The following is a 26,342-nucleotide window of genomic DNA, read 5'->3' on the forward strand; positions in this document are numbered from 1 at the left end:
GCCTACTGCGACGGGGGCGCCACCCTTCTGGGGGACGGGCCGTAGTCCGGGCCGGTGTCCGGCCGGCGCCCTGTCGAGGAGATCCCCCGGTCAGCCCATCAGGCCGCCGAAGAGGCCGCCGTGCGCCATGCCGAGGAAGAAGCCGATGCCAGACGCGCCAAGGCCGATGATCAGTGCGAAGCGCTCGCGTGTCGTCTCGGAGATGAACTGCCCGTAGGCGCCGGTCGCGATCCCGATCAGCCCCGTCCAGGAGCTGAGCAGGTGCAGATTGTGGAAGAACGCAGTGACGAACGCCACGGCGCCGAGGACCAGGGTGACCGCCACCAGGGTGTCCTGGAGCGGATGGGGCTTGCCGTCGGTCGCGAGCAGGGAGATGGGCGGACGATCCATTGCCTGTGCCATCGGAAGGCACCTCCTGGCGGGAGCGGTGTGGTGTGGCGGTGCGGCCGCCGGCCTGGGCCGGGGGCATAGCACCGAGCACACCCGTTGCCTACAGATTGTGGTCCCCTCCCGCCGGATTTCAACCGGAAGGAGTCGAGCAGGTAGTCTGTACGGTCTGCGCGGTGTCTGCTCTCAGGCACCGTGCGGCACGCATCACGACCCTCCTGCCACGGAACGACCGTGGCCGCTGAGTCCAAAGGAGGTGGGTTCCACATGCGTCACTACGAAGTGATGGTCATCCTCGACCCCGATCTCGAGGAGCGCGCTGTCGCCCCCCTGATCGAGAACTTCCTCTCCGTCGTCCGCGAGGGCAACGGAAAGGTCGAGAAGGTCGACACCTGGGGCCGTCGTCGTCTCGCTTACGAGATCAAGAAGAAGCCCGAGGGCATCTACTCGGTCCTCGACCTGCAGGCCGAGCCTGCGGTCGTCAAGGAGCTCGACCGCCAGATGAACCTGAACGAGTCGGTTCTCCGGACCAAGGTCCTTCGCCCCGAGACCCACTGAACTCCGGTTCAGCGGTAATCGGGACCGAGTAGCACAGCAGCCCAGCAGCAATCCCCGCCGAGAGGTTCATCCATGGCAGGCGAGACCGTCATCACGGTCGTCGGCAATCTCGTCGACGACCCCGAGCTGCGCTTCACCCCCTCGGGTGCGGCGGTCGCGAAGTTCCGTGTCGCGTCCACTCCCCGCACCTTCGACCGTCAGACCAACGAGTGGAAGGACGGCGAGAGCCTGTTCCTGACCTGCTCGGTGTGGCGGCAGGCGGCCGAGAACGTCGCCGAGTCCCTCCAGCGGGGCATGCGCGTCATCGTGCAGGGCCGGCTGAGGCAGCGGTCGTACGAGGACCGTGAGGGTGTCAAGCGCACGGTCTACGAGCTGGACGTCGAGGAAGTCGGCCCCAGCCTGAAGAACGCCACGGCCAAGGTCGCCAAGACCACCGGTCGCGGTGGCCAGGGTGGATACGGCGGCGGCGGTCAGCAGCAGGGCGGCGGCAGCTGGGGAGCCCCCAGCGGCGGCCCCCAGGGCGGCGGAGCTCCCTCCGACGACCCGTGGGCGTCCAGCGCGCCGGCCGGTGGCCAGCAGCAGGGCGGCGGCGGGGGCGGCTGGGGCGGAAGCTCCGGCGGCTCCGGCGGTGGCTACTCGGACGAGCCGCCCTTCTAAGGGCAGCTCCACCCCCACTTCTTGATCACACAGGAGAGACACAATGGCGAAGCCGCCTGTGCGCAAGCCTAAGAAGAAGGTCTGCGCGTTCTGCAAGGACAAGACCGCGTACGTGGACTACAAGGACACGAACATGCTGCGGAAGTTCATTTCCGACCGCGGCAAGATCCGTGCCCGCCGCGTTACCGGCAACTGCACGCAGCACCAGCGTGACGTCGCCACGGCCGTGAAGAACAGCCGTGAGATGGCGCTGCTGCCCTACACGTCCACCGCGCGCTAAGGAAAGGGTGACCGACCAATGAAGATCATCCTGACCCACGAGGTTTCTGGCCTCGGTGCCGCCGGCGATGTCGTCGACGTCAAGGACGGTTACGCTCGCAACTACCTGGTCCCGCGTGGTTTCGCGATCCGCTGGACCAAGGGTGGCGAGAAGGACGTGGCGCAGATCCGCCGCGCCCGCAAGATCCACGAGATCGCGACCATCGAGCAGGCCAACGAGGTCAAGGCCCAGCTCGAGGGCGTGAAGGTCCGTCTGGCCACCCGCGCGGGTGACGCCGGTCGCCTCTTCGGTTCCGTCACCCCGGCCGACATCGCCACGGCGATCGAGGCTTCCGGTGGCCCGAAGGTCGACAAGCGCCGCGTGGAGCTGGGCTCCCCGATCAAGACCCTCGGTTCGTACCAGGTCTCCGTGCGTCTGCACGCCGAGGTCGCCGCGAACGTGGGCATCGAGGTCGTCGCCGCCTAAGGGCAGCGCATGAAGGGCCGCACCCTCCGGGGTGCGGCCCTTCGTCGTTTTCCGGCCCCGAGTCCACCGGGGCGCCCCGCGGCGGAGCGGCAGCCCCGGCACGTTTCACGTGAAACACGCGCGTGAAACACGACCGGACTGTGCCCCGGCACGGTACGGCCCGGCTATCGGGCGGCGCCCGCCACCAGCCACCGTCCCGAGCGGGCGCGCCACTGGAGGGTGGCCATCCGGACCAGCATCATCAGCGTCATGGCCCACCAGAGCGCCGTCAGCCCACCGCCGAAGACGGGGACGAGCAGGGCGGCCGGGGCGAACACCGCGAGGGTCACCAGCATGGCCCGGGCGAGGTAGGGGCCGTCACCGGCGCCCATCAGCACCCCGTCGAGGACGAAGACGACCCCGCAGACCGGCTGGGCCAGGGCCACGACCAGGAGCGCCGGGAGCAGGGCCTCCTCGACCACGGGGTCGGCGGTGAACAGCGGGATGAGCAGGGGCCGGGCCAGGACGACCAGCAGGCCCAGGACGAGGCCCGAGCCGATGCCCCACCGCACCATGCGGCGGCAGACGTCCCGGGCGCCCTCGGTGTCCCCGGCGCCCAGGTAGCGGCCGATGATGGCCTGCCCCGCGATGGCGATCGCGTCCAGGGCGAAGGCGAGCAGGCTCCACAGGGAGAGCGCGATCTGGTGGGCGGCGATGTCGGCGTCCCCGAGCCGGGCCGCCACCGCGGTCGCGATCATCAGGATGGCGCGCAGGGACAGCGTGCGCACCAGCAGCGGCACGCCCGCCTGGGCGCTGGCGCGTATGCCGGCCGGGTCGGGCCGCAGGGAGGCCCCGTGCCGGCGGGCGCCCCGGATCACCACCCAGAGGTAGGCGGCGGCCATGGCGCACTGGGCGATCACCGTGCCCCAGGCGGAGCCCGCGATGCCGAGCCCGGCGCCGTAGACGAGAGCCACGTTCAGGGCGCCGTTGAGGGCGAAGCCGCCGATGGCCACGTAGAGCGGCGTGCGGGTGTCCTGGAGGCCGCGGATGACCCCGGTGGCCGCCAGCACCATGAGCATGGCCGGGATGCCGAGCGCCGAGATGCGCAGGTACGTGACGGCGTACGGGGCGACGGCGTCCGAGGCGCCGAAGAGGGAGATCAACCAGGGCGCCGTGGCCAGGACGAGGACGACGACGGCCGCGCCGAGCAGCAGGGCGAGCCAGATGCCGTCCATGCCCTGCCGGATGGCCGCGCGGAGGTCTCCGGCGCCGACCCGGCGTGCCACGGCCGCGGTGGTGGCATAGGCGAGGAAGACGAAGACGCTCACGGCGGTCGTGAGGAGGGCGGCGGCGACGCCGAGGCCGGCCAGCTGGGGGGTGCCGAGGTGTCCCACGATCGCGCTGTCGGCCATCACGAAGAGCGGCTCGGCGACGAGGGCGCCGAAGGCGGGGAGGGCGAGGGCGAGTATCTCGCGGTCGTGCCGCCTCGGGGCGGCCTGCTCAGCCAGGGGGGCCTGTGTCATGTGCTCAATCTAATCTTCCACAGGTAATGGATGCAATCGTCTAGAGACTCTTACTCGGGCGCTGACTTGGGCGTTCGCGGCGCACCATCCGGGGCGATCTTGGGACAGTGGCCAAGAATTTTCTCCGCAGTCGGCAGTGGAGAAGGAAATTGCAGGTCAGCACCGGTGTAGGGGTGTGTCGGGTGATTTTGTCCACAGCGTCGTCCCCCGGTCTGTGCACAGCTTCGGGGGACTTACCCACAGCATTGGGTCCGTCGTCCACATGTCATCCACACAGCCTGTGGATAACAAGATTGGCTGACGTCGCTCGCGGCCCTACCGTTGGGCGTTGCCCGACGCGCCGAGAGCCGATCCGGGTGTCCCAAATGTCAGAGCCGTGTCGTAGAAAGAGTGACACGGCGAGGTCCGCGTTGCGGACGGGAGGAGGCGGCCCGGTGAGCATGCCCGAGCCCATGGACGACCCCTGGGCCGACAGTGGTCCCAGCGACCGTCTGCCCGCCCGTTCGCGCCGGAGCGGCGAGGGCCGCGGCCGCGGTGGGGACGAGGAGCGCGACCGGGGCCGCGAGGGCGGTTCCTGGGACGGGGGTGGCGGCGGCTTCGAGCGCGTCCCGCCCCAGGACCTCGACGCGGAGCAGTCCGTGCTCGGCGGCATGCTGCTGTCCAAGGACGCCATCGCCGACGTGGTCGAGGTCCTCAAGGGCCATGACTTCTACCGTCCGTCGCACGAGACGATCTACCAGGCCATCCTCGACCTGTACGCGAAGGGCGAGCCGGCCGACCCCATCACCGTCGGCGCGGAGCTCACCCGGCGCGGCGAGATCAGCAAGGTCGGCGGCGCCTCCTACCTGCACACCCTCGTGCAGTCCGTGCCGACCGCGGCGAACGCCGAGTACTACGCGGAGATCGTCCACGAGAGGGCCGTCCTGCGCCGCCTCGTCGCCGCCGGTACGAAGATCACGCAGATGGGGTACGCGGCGGACGGCGACGTCGACGAGATCGTCAACAGCGCCCAGGCCGAGATCTACGCCGTCACCGAACAGCGGACCTCCGAGGACTACCTGCCCCTCGGCGACATCATGGAGGGCGCGCTCGACGAGATCGAGGCCATCGGATCGCGCTCCGGCCAGATGTCGGGCGTCCCGACCGGGTTCACCGACCTGGACTCGCTGACCAACGGCCTGCACCCGGGCCAGATGATCGTCATCGCTGCCCGACCCGCCATGGGCAAGTCGACGCTCGCCCTGGACTTCGCCCGCGCCTGCTCCATCAAGAGCAACCTGCCGAGCGTCATCTTCTCCCTCGAAATGGGCCGCAACGAGATCGCGATGCGCCTGCTCTCGGCGGAGGCCCGGGTCGCGCTGCACCACATGCGCTCCGGCACCATGACCGACGACGACTGGACCCGGCTCGCCCGCCGCATGCCGGACGTCTCGGCCGCCCCGCTGTACATCGACGACTCCCCCAACCTGTCGATGATGGAGATCCGGGCCAAGTGCCGCCGGCTCAAGCAGCGCAACGACCTCTCGCTCGTGGTCATCGACTACCTCCAGCTGATGCAGTCGGGCGGCTCGCGCCGGCCCGAGAGCCGCCAGCAGGAGGTCTCGGACATGTCCCGAAACCTCAAGCTGCTGGCCAAGGAGCTCGAGGTGCCGGTGATCGCGCTCTCCCAGCTGAACCGTGGTCCCGAGCAGCGCACCGACAAGAAGCCCATGGTCTCCGACCTGCGTGAGTCCGGTTCCATCGAGCAGGACGCCGACATGGTGATCCTGCTGCACCGCGAGGACGCGTACGAGAAGGAGTCCCCCCGCGCGGGCGAGGCGGACCTGATCGTCGCCAAGCACCGAAACGGTCCGACGGCCACCATCACCGTGGCCTTCCAGGGCCATTATTCGCGGTTCGTGGACATGGCCAACACGTAGCATCCGATCATGTAGGGTCTCAAAATTCGCGGCACAATCTCAGCCCCGATGGCACATCGGTGGCACTTATGCCGTCTTCGTGAGACTCGCTGGTCGAAGCGTTCACCCTTTTGGGTGAGGGGATTCCGGCTCGCTCCGCCCACCGTTGTTCCGCTGACACCCTTGGCTGCGCGGGTCATCGTCCGTGGGCCGGGGGTGTGCGATGGGCAGTGTCACTGCGACGGTGAGTATCCGTCAGCAGCGTGGCGTTCTCGTGGAGGATCGAGACTGGGGTACGGCGCCCGTCGACCTCCTGCAATCGGCTTGTCCGTGGCGGACGTTCCGCTGGTACAAGGGTCAGAAGCACTACTCGGGTACCTACTGGTCGGCGACGGTGCGCGACCACGTGATCTATGAGTCTCGCCTGGAACTATCGCGCTTGCTCTTTGCCGACTTCGATCCGTCGGTGCGCGGCATCGTGGCCCAGCCCTTCCTGCTGAAGACCGCGCTGGAGGGGAAGGTGCGGCAGCACATACCGGACTATCTCCTGCTCACCGGGCAAGCACCGGTGGTTGTCGATATCAAGCCGTTGCATCGGTTGTCCAAGCCGGAGGTGGCGTTCACCTTCGACTGGACCCGGGAGGCAGTGGAATCACGCGGTTGGAAGTACGAGGTCTGGAGCGAGCCTCCGGCCGTGGAACTGGAGAACATCCGGCTCCTGGCGGGTTACCGCAGAGACTGGCTGTTCAGCGCCGAGGCTCTGGAGGAGCTCTGGGACGCGGATCTCGACGGACTTCTTCTGGGGCAGGCCACGAGGTGCCTGCCGAATCATCCGGAGCCTCACGTTCGCGCCGCCATCCACCATTTGCTCTGGACGCAGGCTCTCGTCACTGATCTCGACCGCCCGCTGGGCCCTTCGCACGTGCTGAGGAGGGCAGGGTGAGCCGGGCGGCGGCTCGCGTCGGAGTCGGTACGCGCTTCCGCTACGACGGGGAGACCGTCGAGGTGGTGGAGATGGCTGCGACCACGGCGGGCAACGAAGTGGTCTTGAAGGATGGTCAAGGGCGGCTTCTGCGGCTGTCGCTCAAGGAGCTGCTGTTCTCCGAGCGCGCTGTGATCACCCCTGACGGTCCGGGGCCGTCGGCGGACGACGAGGGCGAGATCGCCTCTGTGGTTCTCGGGCAGCTTGACGCCGTGGGCAAACAGAAGGTCCTGGAAAGAGCCGAGCACGTCCGTGAGGTGCTGACGGGTTATCGGTCCGGCAGTCCCGAACTCGCACGTGACGAAGAACCTCGTTCCGAGTACTCGCCGGAGAAGCCGTTGGAGGCCAGATACGCGGCGAAGACCGCTGAACTCGGTTTGGGTCTGAGGACCTTGAAACGGTGGGTCGCCGAGTTCCGGGAGCACGGGGAAGCTGGACTTGCTCCCCGGAAGGGGCCGACGCGGAAGTCGCACATTGCGGTCGATGACCGGTGGGTAGAGACCGCGGTGGAGGTGATGGTCGAGCACACCGACCAGTCGCGGCCGTCGCGGACGATGGTGATCGATCGGACCCGAGCTCGGGTGATCGCGCGGTTCGGCGAGGGGGTGGTGCCGCAGCCGAGTCGGGCGACGGCGTTTCGGCTGTTGGAGGAGTTGGAGCGACGCCATCCGTTGTTCCGGCTGAGTACGAAGCGGAACCGGGATATCGCTGGTCGGCCGGCGGGTCCGTACGGGAAGCTGCGGCCGACGCGGCCGGGCGAGTATCTGCTGATGGACTCCACGCGCCTGGACGTCTTCGCGTTCGACCCGTTGACGCTGAAGTGGGTGCAGGCCGAGTTGAGTGTCGGGATGGACTGGTACTCCCGCTGCATCACGGGGATCCGGCTGACGCCGGTCTCGACGAAGGCGGTGGATGTCAGTGCGGTGTTGTTCCAGTCGTTTCGGCCGCGGCCGGCGGGGCGGGACTGGCCGCGGCACGCGGTCTGGCCCGAGCACGGTATCCCCCGCACCGTCTTGGTCGACGTCGAAGGTGCCACCGGACCGGGCCTGGCCTCGCCGCCTCTGGTCCCGGAGACGCTGGTTGTCGACCACGGCAAGGTCTACGTCTCGGAGCATCTGACCAGCGTCTGCCGCCGGATGGGCATCTCCATCCAGCCGGCCCGGCTGCGGACGGGCCGCGACAAGGGGCCGGTCGAGCGCTACTTCCGGACCCTGCGGGAGGGGCTGCTGCAGGTGCTGCCCGGCTACAAGGGGCCCGACATCCACTCGCGAGGCGAGAGCCCAGAGGACGAAGCGTTCTTCTTCCTCGACGAGCTTGAGGCGATCATCCGGGAATGGACCGCCGCGGTCTATCACTGCCGGCCGCACTCCAGCCTGGTCGATCCGGGCCTGCCGGGTCTGCGGATGTCCCCGGCGAAGATGTTCGAGCACGGCATGGCCCGCGCCGGCTACATCGAGGTTCCCCGGGACCGTGATCTCGCGTTCGAGTTCCTGCAGACGAAGTGGCGCACGGTCCAGCACTACGGGGTCGAGATCGGCCGCCGCCGTTACAGCGGCCCCGGCCTGCCCGAGCCGGGCGTCCGCAGCCCCTACGACAGTCCGGTCAAGAACGGCTGGCCCTTCCAGGTGGACCCCGACGACATCACCCAGATCTACTTCCGCGATCCGGCTACTCGGGCCTGGCACACGCTGGTCTGGGAACACGCGCCGTCGGCCGAGATGCCGCTGAGCGAGGACGCGCTGACGTTCGCCCGGCAGCTGGCTGCCTCGAAGTATCGCTTTCCCGACGACCGGCTTGCCGTCGCTGATTTGTTGGAGCGGTGGAGTCTTGGCCTGGGCACCACGATCGCTGAGCGGCGCATGGCCCTGCGGCTCTCGCGTGAACAGGCCGCCATCGAACTTCCGGAGAGTGAGGCGGAAACGGTCGTCTCGCTTCCCTCCGTACGCAAGGCCCTCGGCCAGGACGAACAGACCGCAGAACGGCGGGAGCCCGACGTGGTGGCGGAGACGGGGGATGACGACGAGGCTGATCTGGAGGACCTCGCCGGGGAGGATGACTTCTACGCCGATGCCCTGGAGGACGTGTGAACGGCGGCAGCGTTCCGCATCCGGGCAGTCTTGCCTTGTCGCGGAAGGAGGACTTCAAGGCGTTTGCAGAGAGCCCTCGCCGCAGCCGGCCCGACCTGCTGACCCGCAAGCAGCTGAAGTCCCTGCCCACACAGGCGCGGGCGGACTACGACCGTCAGCGCCGGCAGTGGCACGCGAACATCGGCCCGGTCAAGACGCCGCAGCTGACGGAGCTCCATGAAGACCTATGGGACATCGTCGACAGCAACGAGCAGGACGGCGACAAGGCCAAGGGGGCGGTGGCCGTCGACGCGTTCCCGGGGCTGGGCAAGACGACCTCGGTGCTGGCCTTTGCACGCGACTTCCACCAGCGGGAGATCGAGGAGTCGGGAGCGTTCACGAGCCAAGGGCACGAGCGGATCCCCGTCTGCCGGGTCGGACTGACCGGGAACACCGGAATGAAGGATCTCAACCGGGCCATGCTGGAGTTCTTCGGCCACCCCGGACAGATGCGGGGGACCACCGCCCAGTTCGGACGGCGGGTGTTGGACTGCGTGCTGTCCTGCGATGTCCGCCTGGTGGTTCTGGACGATCTGCACTTCTTGAAATGGGGGCAGAAGAGCGGCATCGAGGTGAGCAACCACCTGAAGTGGATCGCCAACGAGTTCCCGGTGACGTTGCTGATGGCGGGCGTCGAGCTCGCGAAGAAGGGCCTGTTCGGCGAAGGAACGAACGGGCGCGACACCGCTCTGGCTCAGACCGGCCGTCGCACCACCCGCCTCGGACTTCGCCCGTTCACCATCGATACGGAAGCCGGGCGCCGGGAATGGCGGCAGATGCTGCTGGCCCTCGAACAGCGCGTCGTCCTCACCGACAAGCACCCCGGCATGCTCGCGGACGACCTGTCGGACTACCTCTTCGCCCGCAGCACCGGACACATCGGCTCGTTGATGACGCTGATCAACCGCAGCTGCCAGCGGGCGGTCCGCACCGGCGCCGAACGTCTTGACCAGGAGCTCATGGACCGGGTGAAGAACGACGAGGCATCCGAGGCTGCCCGCCTCGAACTGCAGGCCGCGCTGGAGAAGAAACGGCTGACCAGTCGCCCGCGGTCCCGGAGCCGGCGACCCGCATGAGTACGCAGGTCCGCACCCTGCCGATCCGGCTGCCTCCACTGCCCGGCGAGGCCTTGGACTCATGGCTGGAGGCGACGGCCAGGCGGATGGACACCGCACTCGGTGATGTCCTGCTGCACTTCGGCTTCCCGGTCCGGCACCGGGCAGGAAACCAGTTCCGGGGCATCCCGGCAGACTGGACGATCGTCCTCGACAAACAGCAGACCAATGCTGTCGCGCACGCCACCGGGACGTCCCCGGAGACAATCGCTGCCCTGACCCTGGCGCACTACGACGGACGGGCCCTCCACCTGAGTGCCGGGGGCCGGGCCGTGTCACGGCACGTCCTTTGGGGCCGCGGAGGCGGATCTCGGTTCTGCCCGGAGTGCCTTCATGCCACTGGTGGGCGATGGCAATTGTCCTGGAGGCTCGGTTTCTCCTTCGCCTGCACCCGACACCGCAGACTGCTGGCGGACTGCTGCCCGCAGTGCGGGAGAGTGCTGCGGCAGCGGCCCCGTTCAGGCCGGTCCGTCCCCCGGCCTGAACTCTGCGGCAATCCACCGACCCGCCCCACCCGCCCGTTTTCGGCTGGCTGCGGCACCGATCTGACCCGCGCTTCGACACTTCTCCTGCCTCCTGGCCATCCGGTTCTCATGGCGCAGGACCGAGTGATGGAGGTCATCGACGGGGCAACGGCTGCTTTCGGCCCCTACCGGACCTCTCCCCAGCCGGCATCGGCGGTGCTGGCGGACATCCGGGCCCTGGGCATCCGCGTTCTGAGCGACCTGCCCGCGGCTGTCCTAAGGGAACAGATCCCGGCTGATATCGCAGAAGCGCACCTCAGCACCGATCCGGTCTCACCGCACACCGGACAGGCGACGGAACGTCCGGGGTTCATGGCCCCGCCCCGAGCCGCAGACACAGCAGTCGCGGTCACCATGGCCCTGGGCATCCTGGAGCAATCAGGAATCCAACCGGCCGGCGAGGCCCTGCGGGGCCTGCTGGAAGCAGTACGCGAGGAACTCACGCAGATCTCGGCAACCAGCATCGACAGCTGGGGCAGGGGCATCAGCCCGGTGCTGCAATCCGTGCACCTGGCCGCCCTCGCCCCTTCCCTCCGCCCCAGCGAATACGTCCGCTACCGCGTTGCGACCGAGACTCCCCGCCGACCGGCCAGGACCACTCGGGACATCGAGCAGCGAGCCAGGAAGATCCCCACGATGTTCTGGCCGTCCTGGACGATCCGGCTCGCACCGTCCGAAGGAGTCCACGCGCGGGCTCTGGCCCCCGTCCTGGCCGCCCTGCTGCTGCTTCCCGACAGCCGCACATCCCTGGACCAGGCAGCCGGGCTGGTTGGCGACGCGATCGACGGCACTGAGGTCTCACGCCTCCTCCAGGAACTCGACGACCTTTCGCAATGGCCGGGCATCGCCACTGCCCTGGACCGGCTCGCCGACCACCTCGACGCCAACAGCACCCCCATCGACTACGGCCGGCGCCGGCTCCTCGACTGCACCGGTCTGCTTCCTCATGACCGCTGGCTGGAGATCTGCCGCCGCACCGGAACACCACCGGGAACCGGACGGCGCGAACGCATCGCACGCAGCCAGCTCTTCCAACGTCTCAGCGGCCTGCCCGCCGAGTCTTTCCCCGACGACCTGGGCGGGCTCGACAGCGCAGAGTTCCGGGCGACGTCTTTGCGGTTCACAGCGCTGCAGACACCTGAACTCGCGCTCGCCCTCCAGGAGGAAGCCCTCGAATTCCTGGCCTCGCACGACATCCACGACGAGCCCTTGACCTGGCAGCCTCCCACCGTCTTGCTGACAGGGCTCTCCCTTCCCGGACCCGACCCGGCGCACATCGACCTGCCCCGCCTGCACCAGCTGGTCCGCGAACGCCAACACCCCGTTCAGCACGCCGCCCAGGTCCTGGGCGCGACCGTCGAGGCCATCCGTCTTGTCCTCGACGAACACCCTGCCCCCGCACCACCGCTGACAGAGAACGCCGCCAGATCCACCGGCCGCATCCGGCAGCAAGCCCGACAAGCCATCCCGGAAGAGCGCTTCACCCAGCTCTACCTCGACGAACACCGGTCCCTTCAGCAGATTGCCATCCTCACGGGCTTCTCCCGCAGCGCCCTGACCGGCCTCGCCAAGGACTACGGCATCCCGCTCCGTGAGGGTCCACAGGACTACAGGCGCCGGGGCACCGTCGAACGAGACTGGCTCATCGAGCAGTACCTCCATCGCCGCCGAACCCTGCCGGACCTCGCCCGAGAAGCCGGCATGAGCACCGCGAACATGGCCCGCTGGGCCCACGCCCACAAGATCCCCCTCCGGCCCCGCGGCGGCGGAAGCCACGACACCGCACTCCGCGTGACCGAGAAGAGAGCCGAGACCCCAGCCCTCCTACGGAAGGCCCTCACCAGCCCCTATGCCTGGCAACGCATTGCACGTTTCCTGGCTGCCTCCGGCTATCCCACGATCTGTGAGGCCGCACGGGCCCTCGGCATCAACCAGCCGACGTTGGTGATCCAGATCAACCGGCTGGAAAAGGACCTGGGACAGCTTCTGATTGAGCGCGCCGAACGAGGCAGAGCCATGAAGCTGACCGCCTTCGGGAAGAGGGTCGCCGCCGCAGCCAGGAATATCCAGGGACAGGCCAGTGGCAGGGCACTACAGTCCGAGGCAGAAAAGGGGGACGATGGCGCTGAACAAGAAGGGATCCCGCCGCATAACCGTTGACGGGATCGAGTACCGCTGGCGAATCCGTAGGAAGCCCTCCTACATGCAGGGACTCTGCTGGACACCCATGACCTACGCGGTCGAGGCCGCCAACGTCGACCAGCCGGGCACGACCTTGATCGTTACCAGCGGCCAGGCCCATCCCAGTAACTGGTTGGGTGTCGAGACTGAGCCCATTCGGCCAGCTCACGTTGCTGCGAGCATTCGGGAAGCGCGGAGCCAAGGCTGGGATCCGATGCTGGCCGGTGCTCCGTTCTCGCTCGACCGATCCGCGGGATTCATCCCCCAGCCATGAGAGACAGTGGAGAAGCTCGGCGGACCCCGGATGAGCTGCCTCAGAGGCTCCAGACGTGGTTCGACGAGCACGAGGAACGCTTGCGATCGTGCGGAATCACGGGTGGCGTCCAGCGATCGCCTGAGGACGGCCGAACCAAGACCAGCACCTGGGTGACGCTAGAAACGGATGACCAAGTCGCCGTGCTCATCGTCTGGAGCAGCGGTGAAGCGGAACTTGAGTGCGGGGACGTGCCAACAGATCGGGTTCGTCGACAGCATCGTGATCTCCGCACCTTCGAGGATCTTCTCGACGCCATCGAGACCATCCGCGAGTGGATCCAGACGAAGGGCGAAGCAACTACCGGATGGGTGACCTGATCAGCCGAGTTGCGGAGCCTCTCCGGTTTCGAACTGCGAGCCGATGTTGTTCCACATGAAAGCGTCCCGCCAGTCCCCCCTGCCAGCAGCCCAGCCGAGCATTGCCGTCAGGACCTTCTCCTGAGAGACAGTCCGCGTCTGATAGTGCTCGGCTGCCACGCCGTCCCGGAATTCGAGTTGGTACGTGTTGTCGTCGCGCAGCAACACCTGGACATACCAGCTACCTTCCAGGCCCTCCTCCACGCGCTCCAACACCAGATGCGCATCACCGCGCCGGAGGTTGGCCAGCATCCTGCCTATCGCCGGCTTCGAGGGCCTCTTCACCACGCGCCCAGCCTCATCAGTTGCAATCAGCATGGCGTGATCCTCCAACATGGCTCTGACATTGCTCCGCCGAGCAGACAGCACGCAGTCATCATGGCCTGGTGACGACATGGATGCGCTGCTACTGGGACGAGGAAGACCTCTGGTTCTACTTCGAGGTCGACGCCGAAGGCTGGGTGACCCGGCAGATCGAGCTCGAAGGGCCGGAGCTGACCCCGATCGCAGCCGCCTCCGTCGTCGAATGGCAACAGGCCTCCGACACAGGCCGCCTCGACGAGTACGACAGCAGGTTTGGGATCACAGCAGAACTGCCCGTCTCTGAGTGGGAAGGCCATGATCCGGAGCAGCTGACTTCTGAAGAGTTCGAAAAGGTCTGGGACTCCGCCCGTCAGCAGATTGCAGCGCGGCCGTCGTGATCGCTCGCTGGGGGCGGATAGTCACTTGCCGCACTCGATCTGCCTCCTTGATCATGAAGTCTCGATCGAGGAGGCTTCGTGGGGTTGTGTCTGTTTCCTGGGGACGGTGACCTCACCAGCCCGGACATCAGCTGGTCCTACTCGGGTTTCAGCGCCTTTCGCCAGCGCTTGGCGCAGGCTGAGGGGTTCGCACTGCCGGACATGTGGGGCTTTGGCGGGGACCGGGACTGGAGCGAGATCTCATCGACGCTTGAGCCCCTAATCGATCATCCCGACGATGCCGGCGATCTATCCGCCGCCGACTGCGCCAGGGTCCTGCCCCGGCTGGCCGAGATCATCACTGAGTGGGAGGCCGAGGAAAGCACTCCCCCTCTCTCGCGGCACATCGAGGACGCTCGACAGCTCGTGATCGTATTGAAGGTCTGCGTCGACTCGGACGTTGAACTGATCTTTGGGTGACCTTGAAGGGAACCCGGATGCAGGCACAGGGATCCGGGATGGCTGCGAGGAAATGACACAGCCGTGAGACAGAACCCCGGCCGACCCACGTGAGACATCGCCGAGACCTGCAGGTCACAGCGTCGCGATATGACACCGAAAGCGAGAACCTACAGATCATGGATGCGCTCTCTGAAGACCTGGAACTCCTGCCCTCCACCCGGCGCGCGCTGAGCCACCGGATCGCCGTCGCGCAGAGCGAGGGCAGGGCCCCGTCCGTGGTCGCGGCCGTCGTCCGCGGCGGAGAGGTGGTCTGGGAGGGCGCGCGGACCTCCGTCGAGGGCCACGGTCCCGACGGGGACGTGCAGTACCGGGTGGGGTCGATCACCAAGACGTTCACGGCGGTCCTCGTGCTGCGGCTGCGGGACGAGGGGCTGCTGGCGCTCTCGGACCCGCTGGGTCGGCACCTGCCCGGGACCGGCGCCGACGAGGTGACCATCGGCCAACTGCTGGCCCACAGCGCGGGACTGGCGGCGGAGACGCCCGGCGAGTGGTGGGAGCGCACTCCGGGTGCGCAGCGGCCCGGGCTGGCCGACGTGTTGGGCGACGAGCCGTTCAAGCACGTGCCGGGAACCCGACACCACTACTCCAACCCCGGTTACACCCTGCTGGGTTCGCTCGTCGAGGCGCTGCGTGGGAAGCCGTGGGAGGAGGTGCTGCGGACCGAGGTGCTGGAGCCGCTGGGGCTGCACCGGACGAGTGCGCAGCCGCAGGCTCCGCACGCGGGTGGCTGGGCGGTGCACCCCTGGGCGGACGTGATGATGCCCGAGCCGGCCGAGGACCTGGGGCTGATGGCCTCCGCGGGTCAGCTGTGGTCCACGACCCGCGATCTGGCGCGGTTCGCCGTCCTGCTGGCGCGGGGTGACGAGCGGGTGCTGAGCGCGGAGAGCGCACGGGAGATGCGCAGGTCGGTGGCGCCCCCGGAGCCCGGGTTCGCCGATCTCGGGTACGGACTGGGGCTCCAGCTGACGGAGCAGCGCGGACGGCGGCTCGTCGGACACAGCGGTTCGCTCCCCGGTTTCGTCGCCGGACTGTGGCTGAGCGAGGCCGATGACGTGGCGGCCGTGGTCCTGTCGAACTGCACGTCGGGTCTGGCGGCCTCGACGGTGGCCGCCGACCTGATCGGCATCGTGGCGGACGCGGAGCCCGGGTTCCCCGCGCCGTGGCGGCCGTTCGCGGAGGCCGACCTGGTTCCGCTGGAGCTCTGCGGCGTCTGGTACTGGGGTACCGCGCCCCATGCGCTGCGGCTGAAGGCGGACGGCTCGCTGGAACTGGGCCCGGTGGGCGTGCTGGGCCGGTCGGCCCGGTTCCGTGCCGGGTCCGACGGGACGTGGACGGGTCTGACGGGCTACTACGCGGGTGAGACCCTGCGGGCCGTACGGCGGGAGGACGGCTCCGTCAGCCACCTCGACCTGGCCTCGTTCGTCTTCACGCGCGAGCCCTACGACCCCCAGGCCCCGGTGCCCGGCGGGGTGGACCCGCAGGGCTGGCGCGGCATCGGCTGAGGCTCCCCCCCCGGTCGGGGGACGAGCCGGGTCAGGAGACCAGTTCGCGTTCCAGTGGAGTGCGGAAGCGGGGCGTGACCCGGGCGTCGCCCACCCAGGCGGCCAGCCGTGCGGCCTCGGCCCCGATCGCCTCTTCGGCGTCGCGGCCGGGGCTGCCCAGCAGCCGCCAGACGATCTCCCCGTCCGAGCGCTGGGCCCAGCCGCCGACGATCTCGCCGTTCCACCAGACGGTCGGGCCGATGTTGCCCGCGTAGTCGAAGAGCGCGGGCCGGTGGGCGGGGTCGAGGTGGAAGCTCCGGTCGGCCCAGCCCATACCGCTGGGGTCGAGCGCCGGCAGCATCGCGGCCCAGGGTTCGGGGGCCGGTTCGGGCGCGGTGTCCCCGGGGCAGACGAGCGCCGTGCCGCCGTCTTCCAGGCGGACCTGTTCGGGGCCCACGGCGGCCAGGGCCCTGCGCACGTCGGTGAGGGTCCAGCCGGTCCACCACTTGAGGTCGGCCTCGGTGGCGGGACCGTAGGCCCGGAGCCAGCGGCGGGCGATCTCGGCGCGGGCCTCGGCGGCGGGTACGGCGGGCCAGGGCTGCGTGTGCACCCACCGGAACTGGCTGGAGGTCCACGAGCCGCGCGGCCGGTCCCGGCGGATCCGGCCGTCCGCGGCGAGCAGGCGGATGACGCGGGTGGCCACGCCCGTCTCGGCCTCGTACTTCTTGCCCCGGCCGATGGTGATCTTCTGACGCAGGGCGGGTACCGCCGCGGAGAGCTGGGCCCCGGTCGAGGGCCCCAGGACGTCGAGGGCGTCGAGTGCGGCGGTCTCGGCCCGTGCCAGCCAGTCCGCGTCGAGCCCCTGGCCGTCCTCCGCGAGGTGCTTGAGGAAGGTCCGGCGCTCCTTCACCGCGATGGCGCGGGCGGTGGAGGCGTCCACGTGGGGCGCGAGTTCGGTGGACACGGCGAAGAGCGTGTTGCGCATGCTGAGCATCCGGACGACGCTCACGTCCTCGTACAGGGCGCGTTCGACCGCCGTGGTGCCGTGGCCCTCGGCCAGGCGGGCGCGGGCGGAGAGGTAGACGGTCGCCGCGTCCGTGGCGTGCAGGGCGACGACCGCGTCCGCGGCCCCGCTCGTGGTGGCGGCGCGGGCCGAGGGGGCCAGGCGGTGGCGGCGGCCGAGCCGGTGGCGGCGGTCGGCGGTGGTGACGAGGGGCAGCCCGGTGCTCATCCTCCCGATCGTAGGCCGGGCCGCCGACAGCGCCCCGGCCCGCCGCGGGCCCGCTCAGAGCTGGAGCTTGAACCCCACGTGGGAGGGGGTGAAGCCGAGCCGTTCGTAGAAGCGGTGGGCATCGGTGCGGGACACGTCGGAGGTGAGCTGCACCAGTTGGCAGTTCTCCGCCCGGGACCGGTCGACGGCCCATTCGACGAAGCGGGTGCCCAGGCCGCTGCCGCGTTCGTCGGCGTGGACCCGGACCCCTTCGATGATCGAGCGCGTGGAGCCCTTGCGGGACAGGCCGGGCACGATCGTCAGTTGGAGGGTGCCCACGACGCGTGCGTCGCGGACGGCGACCACGACGTGCTGGTGGGGGTCGTCGGTCAGCCGCCGGAGGGCCGAGACGTACGGGGCCAGGTCGTCCGGGGACTCGCGGGTGGCGCCCAGGGGGTCGTCGGCGAGCAGGGCCACGATGGCGGGCAGATCGGCCTCGGTGGCGGGCCGGATGACGAGGTCGGGGGTTTCGGTCATGGTCGGGGGTCCTCTTCTCAGCCGGCGGCGACGGTGAGCGGGGCCCAGCGGCGGGTCCAGTCGCCGGGCAGGCCGGGGATGTCCCGGGTCATGACGGCGTTGAAGGCCAGGGACTGCAGACCGCGCTCCTTGAGCCAGGAGACGAGCTCCTCGTGGCGTACGTCGATGTCGGTGCGCAGCGGCCGCTCGGTGCTCGCGGCCAGGGCCGTCACCAGTGCCTGCGCGGTGGCGGTGTCCCGGGCGATCAGCGGGCCGACGACATGGGTCTCCATGTTGGGCCAGAGGGCGGCATAGCCGATGAGTGCGCCGGAGGCGTCCTCGGCGACGAGCAGCCGGTCGGTGAAGGCCGGCAGGCGCGTGATCATGTGGGTTCGGTCGGTGCCGAACACCTCCGTGTCCAGCCGGACGATCCCCGGGAGGTCCTCGCCGGTGGCCGGCCGGACCGGGACGCCCGTAGCGGCCCGTCGGGGGTCGGGGACGAAGGCGCCGCGGAGCATCTCCGCCCGGCCCGTGGTGTCGAAGCCGAGCTCCTCGTAGAGCGGCCGGCCGTACGGGGTGGCATGCAGGGTGAGCGGTACGCCGGCGAGGACGTCGTCGCAGACGTACTGCATCAGCCGGCGGCCCAGGCCCTGGCGGGCGAAGCGGTCGGCGACCAGGACCATCCCGATGGCGGCGAGGTCAGGCTTGTCGAGGGTGTCCCCGTAGGAGGTGACGACACAGGCGGCGGCGAGGCCCTGCCCGTCCGGCGCGTCGACGCCGTACCCGGTTCCGGCGGTGAGGAGCAGCCCCCACTTGTGGTCCTCGCGGGGCCAGCCGCGGTCCTGGGACAGGTCGGCGCAGTGACGGAGGTCGTCCGGGGTCAGTGCGCGGATCGGCAGATCGGTGAGCGGTGGTGGTGTCACCGGCCCAGAGTGGATCATCGACTCGGGGGCGTCCAGGGAATTCCGGGATCCGGGCGCTCGACGTTTCACGTGAAACATCGCCTTGTTTCACGTGAAACAGCCGACGCCCCACCACCGGCCACGGAGGGGAGGGGCACTCGAACCAGGTGTGTGCCGCCGTACGCAGGGGCTAGCCTCGACGGCTATGACGCTGCTGCACGTGTTCGACCTCGACGGGACCCTGATGTACGGCTCGGCCGCGCCGGTCGAGATCTCCCGCCAGCTCGGTCTGGAGACCGAGATCGCGAAGCTGGAGCGGGCCTTCGGCGCCCGGGAGATCGGCCCGCAGGGCTTCTCGCAGGCGGCGCGCGAACTGTGGGCCGACCTGACGCCCGCGCACGTCCGGGCGGCGTTCGACGCGGCTCCGTGGCTGGCCGGTATCCGGGACGTCTGGCGGGAGATCCGGGAGCGCGGGGACTACTGCGCGGTGATCTCCCTGTCGCCTTCGTTCTTCGTCGAGCTGCTGCTGGAGTGGGGCGCGCATGCCGCGCACGGCTCGGTCTTCCCCGAGGTCCCCTTTACCCGCCCGGTCGACAGGGCGGGGATCCTCACGCCGGAGGGCAAGCTGAGGATCGCGGACGGGCTGTGCGAGCGGTTCGGGGTGACCCGCGCCGACTGCGTCGCGTACGGGGACTCGATGACCGATGCGTTCCTCTTCGATGCCCTTCCGCGGTCGGTGGCGGTGAACGCGCGGCCGTACCTGGCGGAGCGGGCCACCCATGTCTACGAGGGCCGTGACCTGCGGGAGGCATACCAGCTCCTGGGGTAGACGCGCCCGGGAGTCGAAGCATCTTAAGGGGATCGTGGGTTCGGAGTGCGGGTTTTCCCCATTCCCCCGCAGGGCCCCCGGTCGGCTGGCACGCTGTGAAGCCCGGAACCACGGATTCGAGGCCGTGGCGTGTGAGACCCGACCGAGATGCTCGAAGCGAGGCACCGCATGGACCTTCCGCCCACCAGATCGGCGAGACCCGCGGGCTGGATACCGTCCGGGGTCGGTGCGACCGAACCCTCCCCGGACGCCGTCCTCATCCGCCGGACCCTCGCGGAGATCGCACCCGTCGCCGACAGGGTCACCTCGTACTTCTACGCCCTGGTCTTCACGGGGCACCCGGAGGTGCGGGAGATGTTCCCCGCCGCCATGGACACCCAGCGCGACCGGCTGCTGAAGGCGCTGCTGACCGCCGCGGAGCACATCGACGACCCGGCGGTGCTCACCCCCTACCTGCGCCGGCTCGGCACCGGGCACCGCAAGTACGGCACCATGGCCGCGCACTATCCGGCGGTCGGGGAGGCGCTGATCGGGGCTCTGGCCCGGTACGCGGAGCTCACCTGGGGCCCGGAGACCGAGGCCGCCTGGGTGCGCGCGTACACCGCGATCTCGCAGACCATGATCGACGCCGCGGCGGAGGACGAGGCGCGGGCGCCGGCGTGGTGGCACGCCGAAGTGGTCTCCCACGACCTGCGCACCCCGGACATCGCGGTTCTGACCGTCCGCCCCGACCAGCCGTACCCGTTCCTGGCGGGCCAGTACACGAGCCTGGAGACCCCGTGGTGGCCGCGGGTCTGGCGGCACTACTCCTTCGCCTCGGCACCGCGCGCCGACGGACTGCTCTCCTTCCACGTCAAGGCCGTGCCGGCCGGGTGGGTCTCCAACGCCCTGGTGCGGCGCGCCCGCCCGGGCGACGTCCTGCGGCTGGGCCCGCCGGCCGGGTCGATGGTGGTGGACCACAGCACCGACAACGGGATGCTGTGCCTGGGCGGGGGGACCGGCATCGCCCCCATCAAGGCGCTGATCGAGGACGTGGCCGGGCACGGCGAACGCCGCCGGGTGGAGGTCTTCTTCGGGGCGCGCAGCGATGACGACCTCTACGACAAGGACACCCTGCTGGGGCTGCAGCGCTCCCATCCGTGGCTGTCGGTGCGCCCGGTGATCGGGGAGGGGATGGCGGGCCAGCTGCCGCACGCGGTCGGCGAGCACGGGCCCTGGAGCTCGTACGACGCCTTCATCTCCGGGCCGCCCGCGATGATCCGCAGTGGTGTGGACGCGCTCAAGCGGATCGGGATCCCCGGAGAACGCATCCGCTACGACGCGCTGGAAGAGCTGGCGGGCGTGGCCGGCTGAGGACCGGCGCGGGCCCGCCCGCTCCCCGGCGTGCTCAGCCCAGGTCGGGGGCGTGCATGGCGCGCACCCCCTCGATGTTGCCGTCGAGGTAGTGCCGCAGCGAGAGCGGGACGAGGTGGACCGCGGCGATGCCGACGCGGCTGAAGGGCACGCGGACGATCTCGTACTCGCCCTGGGGTTCGTCGACTTCGGGGCCGTGCCGGCGGTCGGGGTCCATGGATTCGAGGTGGCAGACGAAGAAGTGCTGCACCTTCACCCCGGTCACTCCCCCCGAGGCGATGTGTTCGACGGTGTCGACGAAACAGGGCACCACATCGGTGATCTTGGCGCCGAGTTCCTCGTCGAGTTCTCTGTGGAGGGCGTCCACGACGGTGGCGTCGGAGGGTTCCACACCGCCGCCCGGGGTGAGCCAGTACGGGTCGACGCCGGGCTTGGTGCGCTTGATGAGGATCAGGTCGTCACCGTCGAGCAGGATCGCGCGGGCGGTGCGTTTGACCACGGGGCGTTCGGTCATGGGAGAAGAGTGGCCCACCTCCGCGCATCTGAAACGCGCCATCGTCCGAAACCCGAGCCGCTCACCAGTGCGCGGCGGCGCGCAGCAGGCGGTCGTGGGCGCGGGCCAGGTGGGCGAGGGCCAGGCTGCCGGTCCGTACGACGAGGAACCAGGTGCGCAGCGGAGGCAGGTCGGGCTCCAGCAGGGCGACGACCTGGCCGCGTTCGAGGGCGTCCTGGCACAGGTAGCGGGGCAGCACGGCGAGCCCGGCGCCGGCCCGGACGCACTCCAGCACGGCCCGCAGGTCGGGCGCCACGACGGTGGCGGCCGTGTCGGACGCGGAGCCGGGCACGGAGTCGAACACGGCGGCCCAGTAGCGGGTGACCAGCGGCAGGCTCTCGTGGACCTCCACGACCGGGATCCCGTCGAGGGCCTCGGGGCCCTTGGCGAGCAGCTCGCCGGGGTCGGCGAGGGCGGCCCAGTAGGGCGCGGCCACCAGCACCTGTTCCTCGTCGCAGAGCGGGCCCGCGGTGAAGGGACCGCCGCGCGGCCGGGCGGCGGTGACGACGAGGTCGTGCTGTCCGGCGGCGAGCCCGGCGAGGTTCTGCTCCGTGTCGGCCGCGAAGACCGTGCGCAGGGTCTGGCCGTGGCCCACGAGGGGCGCGAGGGCGGGCAGCACCCGCAGGCTCAGGAACTCGGGCGGTCCGGCCAGGTGCAGGGTGCGCAGGGCCCCGGCGGCCTGCCGCTCGGTCTCGGCGATCCGCAGCAGGGCGTCCAGGTGCGGGGCCGCCTTGTGGGCCAGCTCGTCGCCGACGGCGGTGGGGGTGACACCGCGGGCCCGGCGGTGGAACAGGGGGCGGCCGAGCTGGCGCTCCAGGGTGCGGATCTGGGAGGTGACCGCGGGCTGGGACAGCCCGAGGAGCGTCGCGGCCCGGGTGAACGAGCCGGCCCGGTGCACGGCGACGAAGGTACGCAGCAGGGCCAGGTCCATGGCGGCCCCTCTCAGTGGGGGCCTTCAACTATAAATATGCCGATAGGTTCCTGTCGTTACCGTGATTGGACTCTGACGCTGAGTCAACTAGCCTTGTCGACGTGGTTCTTGTGGGCAGGGAACCCGATGCGGTCCGAGCCACCAGGGGGGAGGCTCGGACCGCCTTCCCGCGGACTCAGGCCCCGGAAGCCGCTTCGTCCAGGGCCCTGAGCACGTCCGCGACCAGGTCCCGGGGGTCTTCGGCGCCTGCCGAGAAGCGGATGAACCCCTCCGGCACGGCGTCACCGCCCCACCGCCCGCGCCGCTCCGCGGTGGAGCGCACCCCGCCGAAGCTCGTGGCGTCCTCGACCAGGTACAGGGCGGACATGAAGCGCTCCGCGTGCGCCCGGTCGGGCAGGGTGAAGGAGACCACCGACCCGAAGCCGCTCATCTGCAGGGCCGCCGTCTTGTGGGAGGGGTCCGAGGGGAGCCCCGGGTAGCGCAGTCCGCTCACCTCGGTGCGGTCGGCCAGTGCCTCGGCGACCGCCAGCGCGTTGGCCCACTGCCGTTCCGCCCGCAGCTGGATGGTGGCCAGGGAGCGGTGGGCGAGCCAGGCCTCCATGGGGCCGGGGACGGCGCCGACGATCTTGCGCCAGCGCCGGACGCCCGCGGCGAGCTCCGGGTCGCGGCAGACGACGTAGCCGAGCAGCAGGTCGCCGTGGCCGGTGAGACCCTTGGTGCCGCTGGCCACGGAGAAGTCCGCGCCCAGCTCCAGCGGCCGCTGCCCGAGCGGGGTGGCGAGGGTGTTGTCGACGGCCACCAGGGCGCCCGCCGTGTGCGCGGCCGCGGTGAGCCGGCGTACGTCGCACACGTCGAGCCCCGGGTTGGAAGGGGTCTCGATCCACAGCAGCCGGGCCCCGTCGAGGGCCGTGAGCTGGGCGTCCCCGCCGGTCGGCGCGGTCCGCACCCGTACCCCGTACGCCTCCAGCTGCTCCCTGACCAGGGGTAGCGCCTGGTAGCCGTCGTCGGGCAGGACGACGGTGTCCCCGGCGCGGGCCTGCGAGAGGAGGACGGCGGAGACCGCGGCCATGCCGGAGGCGAAGACGATCGTGTCCACGTCCCGGCGGCCGGGCGCCTCCAGTTCGCCGATCGCCCGTTCCAGCAGCGTCCAGGTGGGGTTGGTGTCACGTCCGTAGGTGTACGGGCCGGCCACCTCGCCGGGGAGGTGGAAGTGGGCGGCGAAGACGGGCCCGGGGAGCGGCGGTTCGTTCTTGACGGGCTCGGGCAGCCCGGCGCGTACGGCCCGGGTCCCGTCGCCGTACGCGACCGGCGGGGCCGTTTCGCCGGCGGAGTGCCCGGCCACGGGGTGTTCGGTCATGCGGTGTGCTCCTTCACGGCGGCGCGTACGGCGTCCAGCAGGCCGGGGCTCGCGGCCTCGACCAGGGCGAGGCACTCCTCGAACCCGTCGAAGGGGCCGTAGTACGGGTCGGGTACGTCCGGGCCGCCGGACCCGTGCGCGTCCGCCGCCGCGGGGTCGTACGAGCGCAGGAGCCGGACCTTGGCGGCCGCCTCCGGGGTGGGGGCGAGGGAGCGGAGGTCGCGCAGGTGGCCGGAGTCGAGGGCGATGACGAGGTCGAGGCGGTCGAACCAGGAGGACCGGAACTGCCGGGCGCGGTGGTCCTGTCCGTATCCGGCGGCCTCCAGCACGGCCACGGCACGGGGGTCGGCGCCGTCGCCCTCGTGCCAGCCGCCGGTGCCGGCGCTGTCGACCTCGACCAGGCCGTCGAGTCCGGCCGCGGCCACGTGCGAGCGGAAGACGGACTCGGCCATGGGGGACCGGCATATGTTGCCGGTGCATACGAAGCACACGCGGTACATGGGCGGGCCCGCTCAGTCGTTGTCGGGCAGGGCCAGGTTCAGGGCCCAGGAGACGACGGAGATGATGAGACCGCCGAGGAGGGCGGTCCAGAAGCCGTCGACGTGGAAGCTGAGGTCGAGCTTGTCGGCCAGCCAGGAGGTCAGCAGCAGCATCAGGGCGTTCACGACGAGGGTGAACAGGCCCAGGGTGAGGATGAAGAGCGGGATCGAGAGCAGCTTCACCACGGGCTTGACGATGAGGTTGACCAGTCCGAAGACGAGGGCGACCAGGATCAGGGTCACCGTCCGGCGGCCCAGGGAGCTGCCGTCGTCGAGCGTGATGCCCGAGAGCAGCCAGACGGCGACCGCCAGGGCCCCCGCGTTGGCGAGTGTCTTGACTACGAAATTCGTCATGTGTCTGATCGTGGCAGAGAACATGCGGGCCGGACATCGGCAGATGTGCGGATCCGGGGAACCACTGGGCAAGGGCAAGGGGCACAGCGAACATGAAGGCCTTCCGGCTTGACGAGCTCGAAGCCGAACGAGCCGCCAACGACGGCGCCTACCTGCAGTTCCTGCGTGAGCGGAACATGTCGGTCGGGCTCTACTCGCTGGACGCGGGGCAGAGCGACCCGCAGCAGCCGCACCGCCAGGACGAGGTGTACTTCGTGGTGAGCGGCCGTGCCTCGATCACGGTCGGGGAGGAGACGACGACGGTGGCGAACGGCAGCGTGGTCTACGTCCCGGCGGGGGTGCCGCACAAGTTCCACCACATCACCGAGCCGCTGAAGGTGATGGTCGTCTTCTCCCCGCCGGAGGCCTGAGGCCCCGCCGGACTGAGGGTCGTCCCCCTGATCCCCCTAGGGGGCGGGTCAGGGGGTTCCGGGGGCTCTCGGGCCCCCGGCCCGTGCGCGCGGCTCCTAAGCTCGAGACCAAGGAAGACGACGCCAGGGACACCGGCGAGGACGAGGAAGAGGTAGGGACATGGACGGGATCCGAGCGATGTTCGCGGGCACGCCGTGGTGGGTCAAGTGGGTCGCCGTTCCCCTGCTGGCGCTCTTCGTCTTCGGCGGGATCATCACCTCGATCATCGGCACGCTGATCGGCTTCGCCTTCAAGGTCCTGCTGTTCGCGGCCCTGGTCGGCGGCCTGGTCTTCGTCGTCAAGAAGTTCACGGGCAGCGGGGCGAAGAGCACCTCCGGCGACTGGTAGGCCGTCGTGCCCGAGGGGTGCGGGCATTGCGCCAGCCGGGCGAACATGTCCCGGCAAACCCCTCATCCTGTGGCAATCGGTGGATAGGCTGGCAATCCGTGCCGTTCCCTGGGCGCCGGCGGGCCCCCCGGGCCCGCCGCCACGCCTGGGGGTGAGCTGTGTCTCCGGATCGCAATGCCGGTGTGCCGACGCTGATCGGCTCGGTGCAGAGGGCGCTGCGGCTGCTGGAAGCGGCGAGCTCCCATTGCGGGGGAGCCCCGGCGAAACAGCTGGCGCGCGAGGCCGGGCTCCCGCTCCCCACCGCGTACCACCTGCTGCGCACCCTGACGCACGAGGGTTATCTGCGCCGGGAGGGCGGGGTGTTCGTCCTCGGTGACGCGGCCGGCCGGCTGGCGGACGGAGGGCTTCAGCAGAAACGTCGCAGCATGATCCTCGATTCGCTCGCGCACTTCCGCGACGCGGTCGGGGCCCCCGTCTACTTCGCGGTCTACCGTGAGGGTGAGATCGAGGTCATGGGTGTCTCGGACACCCCGGCCAACCCCGCCTGCGAGGAATGGGCCGATTTCCGCGCCACCGCGCACGCGCACGCCATCGGGCAGTGCCTGCTGGGGCAGTTGGACGAGAAGGCGCGCAGGGACTACTACGACCGTCATCCGGTCGAGGGCATCACGCCGTACACCGTGCGGGACATGCGCACGCTGGAGGAGCGGATCGGCTCCCTGGGGCGGATGCAGCCGGTGACCGAGCATCAGGAGTACGCCCTGGGCACGGTGTGCGCGGCCATCCCGATCACCGCCGGCGACGCCGCCGCGACCATGGCCATTTCTCTCCCTGTGCACCAGGAATCCCGCTTGCTGTGTGTAGTCGATCGGCTACGGAGTGAAGTAGGCGCGCTGTTGAGCACCCTCTCGTTCTCTATCAGTATCTGAAAACTCACTCCTTGTGATCTGCTGGCGCTTCCACCACCCTT

Annotated in this window: 29 protein-coding genes and 1 pseudogene; 19 read left to right on the forward strand and 11 right to left on the reverse strand. The window is 69.8% G+C overall.

Features of this window, described 5'->3' with window-relative positions; genetic code table 11:
* Window positions 1-90 precede the first annotated feature (90 nt).
* Window positions 91-402, reverse strand: coding sequence for a hypothetical protein (locus tag ACIRBY_RS13455; RefSeq protein WP_403900204.1), 312 nt, complete (start codon window positions 400-402; stop codon window positions 91-93).
* A 252-nt stretch (window positions 403-654) separates the two neighbouring features.
* Here ACIRBY_RS13455 and rpsF point away from each other — a divergent pair, with 252 nt between their 5' ends.
* The 4 genes from rpsF to rplI all read left to right on the forward strand — a co-directional run bounded on the left by rpsF (window position 655) and on the right by rplI (window position 2,347).
* The gene (gene rpsF, locus ACIRBY_RS13460) at window positions 655-945 is read left to right on the forward strand and encodes a 30S ribosomal protein S6 (RefSeq protein ID WP_007265254.1); all 291 of its coding nucleotides are present in this window, start codon (window positions 655-657) and stop codon (window positions 943-945) included.
* A 72-nt stretch (window positions 946-1,017) separates the two neighbouring features.
* Window positions 1,018-1,602 (forward strand): single-stranded DNA-binding protein, encoded by a 585-nt coding sequence (locus ACIRBY_RS13465; RefSeq protein ID WP_358891494.1) that lies wholly within the window; start codon window positions 1,018-1,020, stop codon window positions 1,600-1,602.
* A 43-nt stretch (window positions 1,603-1,645) separates the two neighbouring features.
* The gene (gene rpsR / locus ACIRBY_RS13470) at window positions 1,646-1,882 is read left to right on the forward strand and encodes a 30S ribosomal protein S18 (RefSeq protein ID WP_005315025.1); all 237 of its coding nucleotides are present in this window, start codon (window positions 1,646-1,648) and stop codon (window positions 1,880-1,882) included.
* Window positions 1,883-1,900: 18 nt separating this feature from the next.
* Complete coding sequence (rplI, locus tag ACIRBY_RS13475; RefSeq protein WP_042810204.1) at window positions 1,901-2,347, forward strand: 50S ribosomal protein L9; 447 nt, start codon at window positions 1,901-1,903, stop codon at window positions 2,345-2,347.
* Window positions 2,348-2,511: 164 nt separating this feature from the next.
* On the opposite strand, the gene ACIRBY_RS13480 is transcribed toward rplI, so the two are convergent.
* A complete protein-coding gene (locus tag ACIRBY_RS13480; RefSeq protein WP_403900207.1) occupies window positions 2,512-3,849 on the reverse strand; it encodes an MATE family efflux transporter in 1,338 nt (445 codons plus the stop codon).
* A gap of 452 nt (window positions 3,850-4,301) precedes the next feature.
* Here ACIRBY_RS13480 and dnaB point away from each other — a divergent pair, with 452 nt between their 5' ends.
* From dnaB to ACIRBY_RS13515, 7 genes and pseudogenes are all read left to right on the forward strand, one after another.
* Window positions 4,302-5,768: a replicative DNA helicase gene (dnaB, locus tag ACIRBY_RS13485; RefSeq protein WP_042810219.1), complete on the forward strand. Its 1,467-nt coding sequence runs from the start codon at window positions 4,302-4,304 to the stop codon at window positions 5,766-5,768.
* Between the two features lie 223 nt (window positions 5,769-5,991).
* Window positions 5,992-6,690, forward strand: coding sequence for a TnsA-like heteromeric transposase endonuclease subunit (locus tag ACIRBY_RS13490; protein WP_403900209.1), 699 nt, complete (start codon window positions 5,992-5,994; stop codon window positions 6,688-6,690).
* Entirely contained in the window at window positions 6,687-8,816 is a 2,130-nt protein-coding gene (locus ACIRBY_RS13495; protein ID WP_403900211.1) for a helix-turn-helix domain-containing protein, read from the forward strand. Before ACIRBY_RS13490 ends, ACIRBY_RS13495 begins: the two co-directional genes overlap by 4 nt.
* Window positions 8,813-9,931, forward strand: coding sequence for an AAA family ATPase (locus ACIRBY_RS13500; protein ID WP_403900213.1), 1,119 nt, complete (start codon window positions 8,813-8,815; stop codon window positions 9,929-9,931). Before ACIRBY_RS13495 ends, ACIRBY_RS13500 begins: the two co-directional genes overlap by 4 nt.
* Window positions 9,928-10,320: pseudogene (locus tag ACIRBY_RS13505) on the forward strand (TniQ family protein); the annotation flags it as partial. The gene ACIRBY_RS13500 and the pseudogene ACIRBY_RS13505, both read left to right, overlap by 4 nt.
* A 261-nt stretch (window positions 10,321-10,581) precedes the next feature.
* Window positions 10,582-12,654, forward strand: a complete 2,073-nt coding sequence (locus tag ACIRBY_RS13510) for a LysR family transcriptional regulator (RefSeq protein WP_403900565.1) — start codon at window positions 10,582-10,584, stop codon at window positions 12,652-12,654.
* Between the two features lie 447 nt (window positions 12,655-13,101).
* Window positions 13,102-13,308, forward strand: a complete 207-nt coding sequence (locus ACIRBY_RS13515; protein ID WP_403900215.1) for a hypothetical protein — start codon at window positions 13,102-13,104, stop codon at window positions 13,306-13,308.
* Here ACIRBY_RS13515 and ACIRBY_RS13520 read toward each other — a convergent pair whose 3' ends face one another.
* Window positions 13,309-13,665, reverse strand: coding sequence for a hypothetical protein (locus ACIRBY_RS13520; RefSeq protein WP_403900217.1), 357 nt, complete (start codon window positions 13,663-13,665; stop codon window positions 13,309-13,311).
* Window positions 13,666-13,745: 80 nt separating this feature from the next.
* Here ACIRBY_RS13520 and ACIRBY_RS13525 point away from each other — a divergent pair, with 80 nt between their 5' ends.
* The 3 genes from ACIRBY_RS13525 (at window position 13,746) to ACIRBY_RS13535 (ending at window position 16,051) form a co-directional block, all read left to right on the forward strand.
* A complete protein-coding gene (locus tag ACIRBY_RS13525) occupies window positions 13,746-14,048 on the forward strand; it encodes a hypothetical protein (protein ID WP_403900567.1) in 303 nt (100 codons plus the stop codon).
* A 78-nt stretch (window positions 14,049-14,126) separates the two neighbouring features.
* Entirely contained in the window at window positions 14,127-14,507 is a 381-nt protein-coding gene (locus ACIRBY_RS13530) for a hypothetical protein (RefSeq protein ID WP_403900219.1), read from the forward strand.
* Between the two features lie 158 nt (window positions 14,508-14,665).
* Window positions 14,666-16,051 carry a serine hydrolase domain-containing protein gene (locus ACIRBY_RS13535; protein WP_403900221.1) on the forward strand — a complete coding sequence of 462 codons (1,386 nt, stop codon included), beginning with the start codon at window positions 14,666-14,668 and terminating at the stop codon, window positions 16,049-16,051.
* Window positions 16,052-16,082: 31 nt separating this feature from the next.
* Here the strand turns inward: ACIRBY_RS13535 and ACIRBY_RS13540 are convergent, their stop codons facing one another.
* The 3 genes from ACIRBY_RS13540 to ACIRBY_RS13550 are packed head-to-tail and all read right to left on the reverse strand — an operon-like array spanning window position 16,083 to window position 18,697.
* Window positions 16,083-17,261 carry a winged helix DNA-binding domain-containing protein gene (locus ACIRBY_RS13540; RefSeq protein WP_403900223.1) on the reverse strand — a complete coding sequence of 393 codons (1,179 nt, stop codon included), beginning with the start codon at window positions 17,259-17,261 and terminating at the stop codon, window positions 16,083-16,085.
* Between the two features lie 54 nt (window positions 17,262-17,315).
* On the reverse strand, window positions 17,316-17,777 hold the full coding sequence (locus ACIRBY_RS13545; RefSeq protein WP_403900225.1) for a GNAT family N-acetyltransferase: 462 nt from the start codon (window positions 17,775-17,777) through the stop codon (window positions 17,316-17,318).
* A 17-nt stretch (window positions 17,778-17,794) separates the two neighbouring features.
* Window positions 17,795-18,697, reverse strand: a complete 903-nt coding sequence (locus ACIRBY_RS13550) for a GNAT family N-acetyltransferase (RefSeq protein ID WP_403900227.1) — start codon at window positions 18,695-18,697, stop codon at window positions 17,795-17,797.
* A gap of 166 nt (window positions 18,698-18,863) precedes the next feature.
* Between ACIRBY_RS13550 and ACIRBY_RS13555 the strand changes: the two genes are divergently transcribed.
* Window positions 18,864-19,487 (forward strand): HAD family hydrolase, encoded by a 624-nt coding sequence (locus ACIRBY_RS13555; RefSeq protein WP_403900229.1) that lies wholly within the window; start codon window positions 18,864-18,866, stop codon window positions 19,485-19,487.
* A gap of 168 nt (window positions 19,488-19,655) precedes the next feature.
* Window positions 19,656-20,840: a globin domain-containing protein gene (locus tag ACIRBY_RS13560; protein ID WP_403900231.1), complete on the forward strand. Its 1,185-nt coding sequence runs from the start codon at window positions 19,656-19,658 to the stop codon at window positions 20,838-20,840.
* A gap of 34 nt (window positions 20,841-20,874) precedes the next feature.
* Here ACIRBY_RS13560 and ACIRBY_RS13565 read toward each other — a convergent pair whose 3' ends face one another.
* The 5 genes from ACIRBY_RS13565 to ACIRBY_RS13585 all read right to left on the reverse strand — a co-directional run bounded on the left by ACIRBY_RS13565 (window position 20,875) and on the right by ACIRBY_RS13585 (window position 24,574).
* Entirely contained in the window at window positions 20,875-21,354 is a 480-nt protein-coding gene (locus ACIRBY_RS13565) for an NUDIX domain-containing protein (protein ID WP_403900233.1), read from the reverse strand.
* A gap of 61 nt (window positions 21,355-21,415) precedes the next feature.
* A complete protein-coding gene (locus ACIRBY_RS13570) occupies window positions 21,416-22,324 on the reverse strand; it encodes a LysR family transcriptional regulator (RefSeq protein ID WP_403900235.1) in 909 nt (302 codons plus the stop codon).
* A gap of 175 nt (window positions 22,325-22,499) precedes the next feature.
* Window positions 22,500-23,681, reverse strand: coding sequence for a cystathionine gamma-lyase (locus ACIRBY_RS13575; protein WP_403900237.1), 1,182 nt, complete (start codon window positions 23,679-23,681; stop codon window positions 22,500-22,502).
* Window positions 23,678-24,181, reverse strand: coding sequence for a low molecular weight protein-tyrosine-phosphatase (locus tag ACIRBY_RS13580; RefSeq protein WP_403900239.1), 504 nt, complete (start codon window positions 24,179-24,181; stop codon window positions 23,678-23,680). The genes ACIRBY_RS13575 and ACIRBY_RS13580 overlap by 4 nt, the downstream gene beginning before the upstream one ends.
* Window positions 24,182-24,193: 12 nt before the next feature.
* Window positions 24,194-24,574 (reverse strand): phage holin family protein, encoded by a 381-nt coding sequence (locus tag ACIRBY_RS13585; RefSeq protein ID WP_042810191.1) that lies wholly within the window; start codon window positions 24,572-24,574, stop codon window positions 24,194-24,196.
* Between the two features lie 92 nt (window positions 24,575-24,666).
* On the opposite strand from ACIRBY_RS13585, the gene ACIRBY_RS13590 reads away from it, so the two are divergent.
* From ACIRBY_RS13590 to ACIRBY_RS13600, 3 genes are all read left to right on the forward strand, one after another.
* Window positions 24,667-24,984 carry a cupin domain-containing protein gene (locus tag ACIRBY_RS13590; protein WP_042810190.1) on the forward strand — a complete coding sequence of 106 codons (318 nt, stop codon included), beginning with the start codon at window positions 24,667-24,669 and terminating at the stop codon, window positions 24,982-24,984.
* Window positions 24,985-25,144: 160 nt separating this feature from the next.
* Window positions 25,145-25,372: a DUF5326 family protein gene (locus ACIRBY_RS13595; RefSeq protein ID WP_403900242.1), complete on the forward strand. Its 228-nt coding sequence runs from the start codon at window positions 25,145-25,147 to the stop codon at window positions 25,370-25,372.
* 182 nt (window positions 25,373-25,554) lie between these two features.
* On the forward strand, window positions 25,555-26,301 hold the full coding sequence (locus ACIRBY_RS13600; RefSeq protein ID WP_403900244.1) for an IclR family transcriptional regulator: 747 nt from the start codon (window positions 25,555-25,557) through the stop codon (window positions 26,299-26,301).
* The last annotated feature ends 41 nt before the right edge of the window (window positions 26,302-26,342 follow it).

This window comes from Streptomyces sp. NPDC096136 (assembly GCF_044763325.1).
Lineage (GTDB): Bacteria > Actinomycetota > Actinomycetes > Streptomycetales > Streptomycetaceae > Streptomyces.

Excerpts from the sequence above, each read along its gene's own strand:
- ACIRBY_RS13455 (WP_403900204.1), bottom strand. The coding sequence starts at position 402 with ATGGCACAGGCAATGGATCGTCCGCCCATCTCCCTGCTCGCGACCGAC.
- rpsF (WP_007265254.1), top strand. The coding sequence starts at position 655 with ATGCGTCACTACGAAGTGATGGTCATCCTCGACCCCGATCTCGAGGAG.
- ACIRBY_RS13465 (WP_358891494.1), top strand. The coding sequence starts at position 1,018 with ATGGCAGGCGAGACCGTCATCACGGTCGTCGGCAATCTCGTCGACGAC.
- rpsR (WP_005315025.1), top strand. The coding sequence starts at position 1,646 with ATGGCGAAGCCGCCTGTGCGCAAGCCTAAGAAGAAGGTCTGCGCGTTC.
- rplI (WP_042810204.1), top strand. The coding sequence starts at position 1,901 with ATGAAGATCATCCTGACCCACGAGGTTTCTGGCCTCGGTGCCGCCGGC.
- ACIRBY_RS13480 (WP_403900207.1), bottom strand. The coding sequence starts at position 3,849 with ATGACACAGGCCCCCCTGGCTGAGCAGGCCGCCCCGAGGCGGCACGAC.
- dnaB (WP_042810219.1), top strand. The coding sequence starts at position 4,302 with ATGGACGACCCCTGGGCCGACAGTGGTCCCAGCGACCGTCTGCCCGCC.
- ACIRBY_RS13510 (WP_403900565.1), top strand. The coding sequence starts at position 10,582 with ATGGAGGTCATCGACGGGGCAACGGCTGCTTTCGGCCCCTACCGGACC.
- ACIRBY_RS13520 (WP_403900217.1), bottom strand. The coding sequence starts at position 13,665 with ATGCTGATTGCAACTGATGAGGCTGGGCGCGTGGTGAAGAGGCCCTCG.
- ACIRBY_RS13525 (WP_403900567.1), top strand. The coding sequence starts at position 13,746 with ATGCGCTGCTACTGGGACGAGGAAGACCTCTGGTTCTACTTCGAGGTC.
- ACIRBY_RS13535 (WP_403900221.1), top strand. The coding sequence starts at position 14,666 with ATGGATGCGCTCTCTGAAGACCTGGAACTCCTGCCCTCCACCCGGCGC.
- ACIRBY_RS13540 (WP_403900223.1), bottom strand. The coding sequence starts at position 17,261 with ATGAGCACCGGGCTGCCCCTCGTCACCACCGCCGACCGCCGCCACCGG.
- ACIRBY_RS13545 (WP_403900225.1), bottom strand. The coding sequence starts at position 17,777 with ATGACCGAAACCCCCGACCTCGTCATCCGGCCCGCCACCGAGGCCGAT.
- ACIRBY_RS13550 (WP_403900227.1), bottom strand. The coding sequence starts at position 18,697 with ATGATCCACTCTGGGCCGGTGACACCACCACCGCTCACCGATCTGCCG.
- ACIRBY_RS13555 (WP_403900229.1), top strand. The coding sequence starts at position 18,864 with ATGACGCTGCTGCACGTGTTCGACCTCGACGGGACCCTGATGTACGGC.
- ACIRBY_RS13560 (WP_403900231.1), top strand. The coding sequence starts at position 19,656 with ATGGACCTTCCGCCCACCAGATCGGCGAGACCCGCGGGCTGGATACCG.
- ACIRBY_RS13565 (WP_403900233.1), bottom strand. The coding sequence starts at position 21,354 with ATGACCGAACGCCCCGTGGTCAAACGCACCGCCCGCGCGATCCTGCTC.
- ACIRBY_RS13570 (WP_403900235.1), bottom strand. The coding sequence starts at position 22,324 with ATGGACCTGGCCCTGCTGCGTACCTTCGTCGCCGTGCACCGGGCCGGC.
- ACIRBY_RS13575 (WP_403900237.1), bottom strand. The coding sequence starts at position 23,681 with ATGACCGAACACCCCGTGGCCGGGCACTCCGCCGGCGAAACGGCCCCG.
- ACIRBY_RS13580 (WP_403900239.1), bottom strand. The coding sequence starts at position 24,181 with ATGTACCGCGTGTGCTTCGTATGCACCGGCAACATATGCCGGTCCCCC.
- ACIRBY_RS13585 (WP_042810191.1), bottom strand. The coding sequence starts at position 24,574 with ATGACGAATTTCGTAGTCAAGACACTCGCCAACGCGGGGGCCCTGGCG.
- ACIRBY_RS13590 (WP_042810190.1), top strand. The coding sequence starts at position 24,667 with ATGAAGGCCTTCCGGCTTGACGAGCTCGAAGCCGAACGAGCCGCCAAC.
- ACIRBY_RS13595 (WP_403900242.1), top strand. The coding sequence starts at position 25,145 with ATGGACGGGATCCGAGCGATGTTCGCGGGCACGCCGTGGTGGGTCAAG.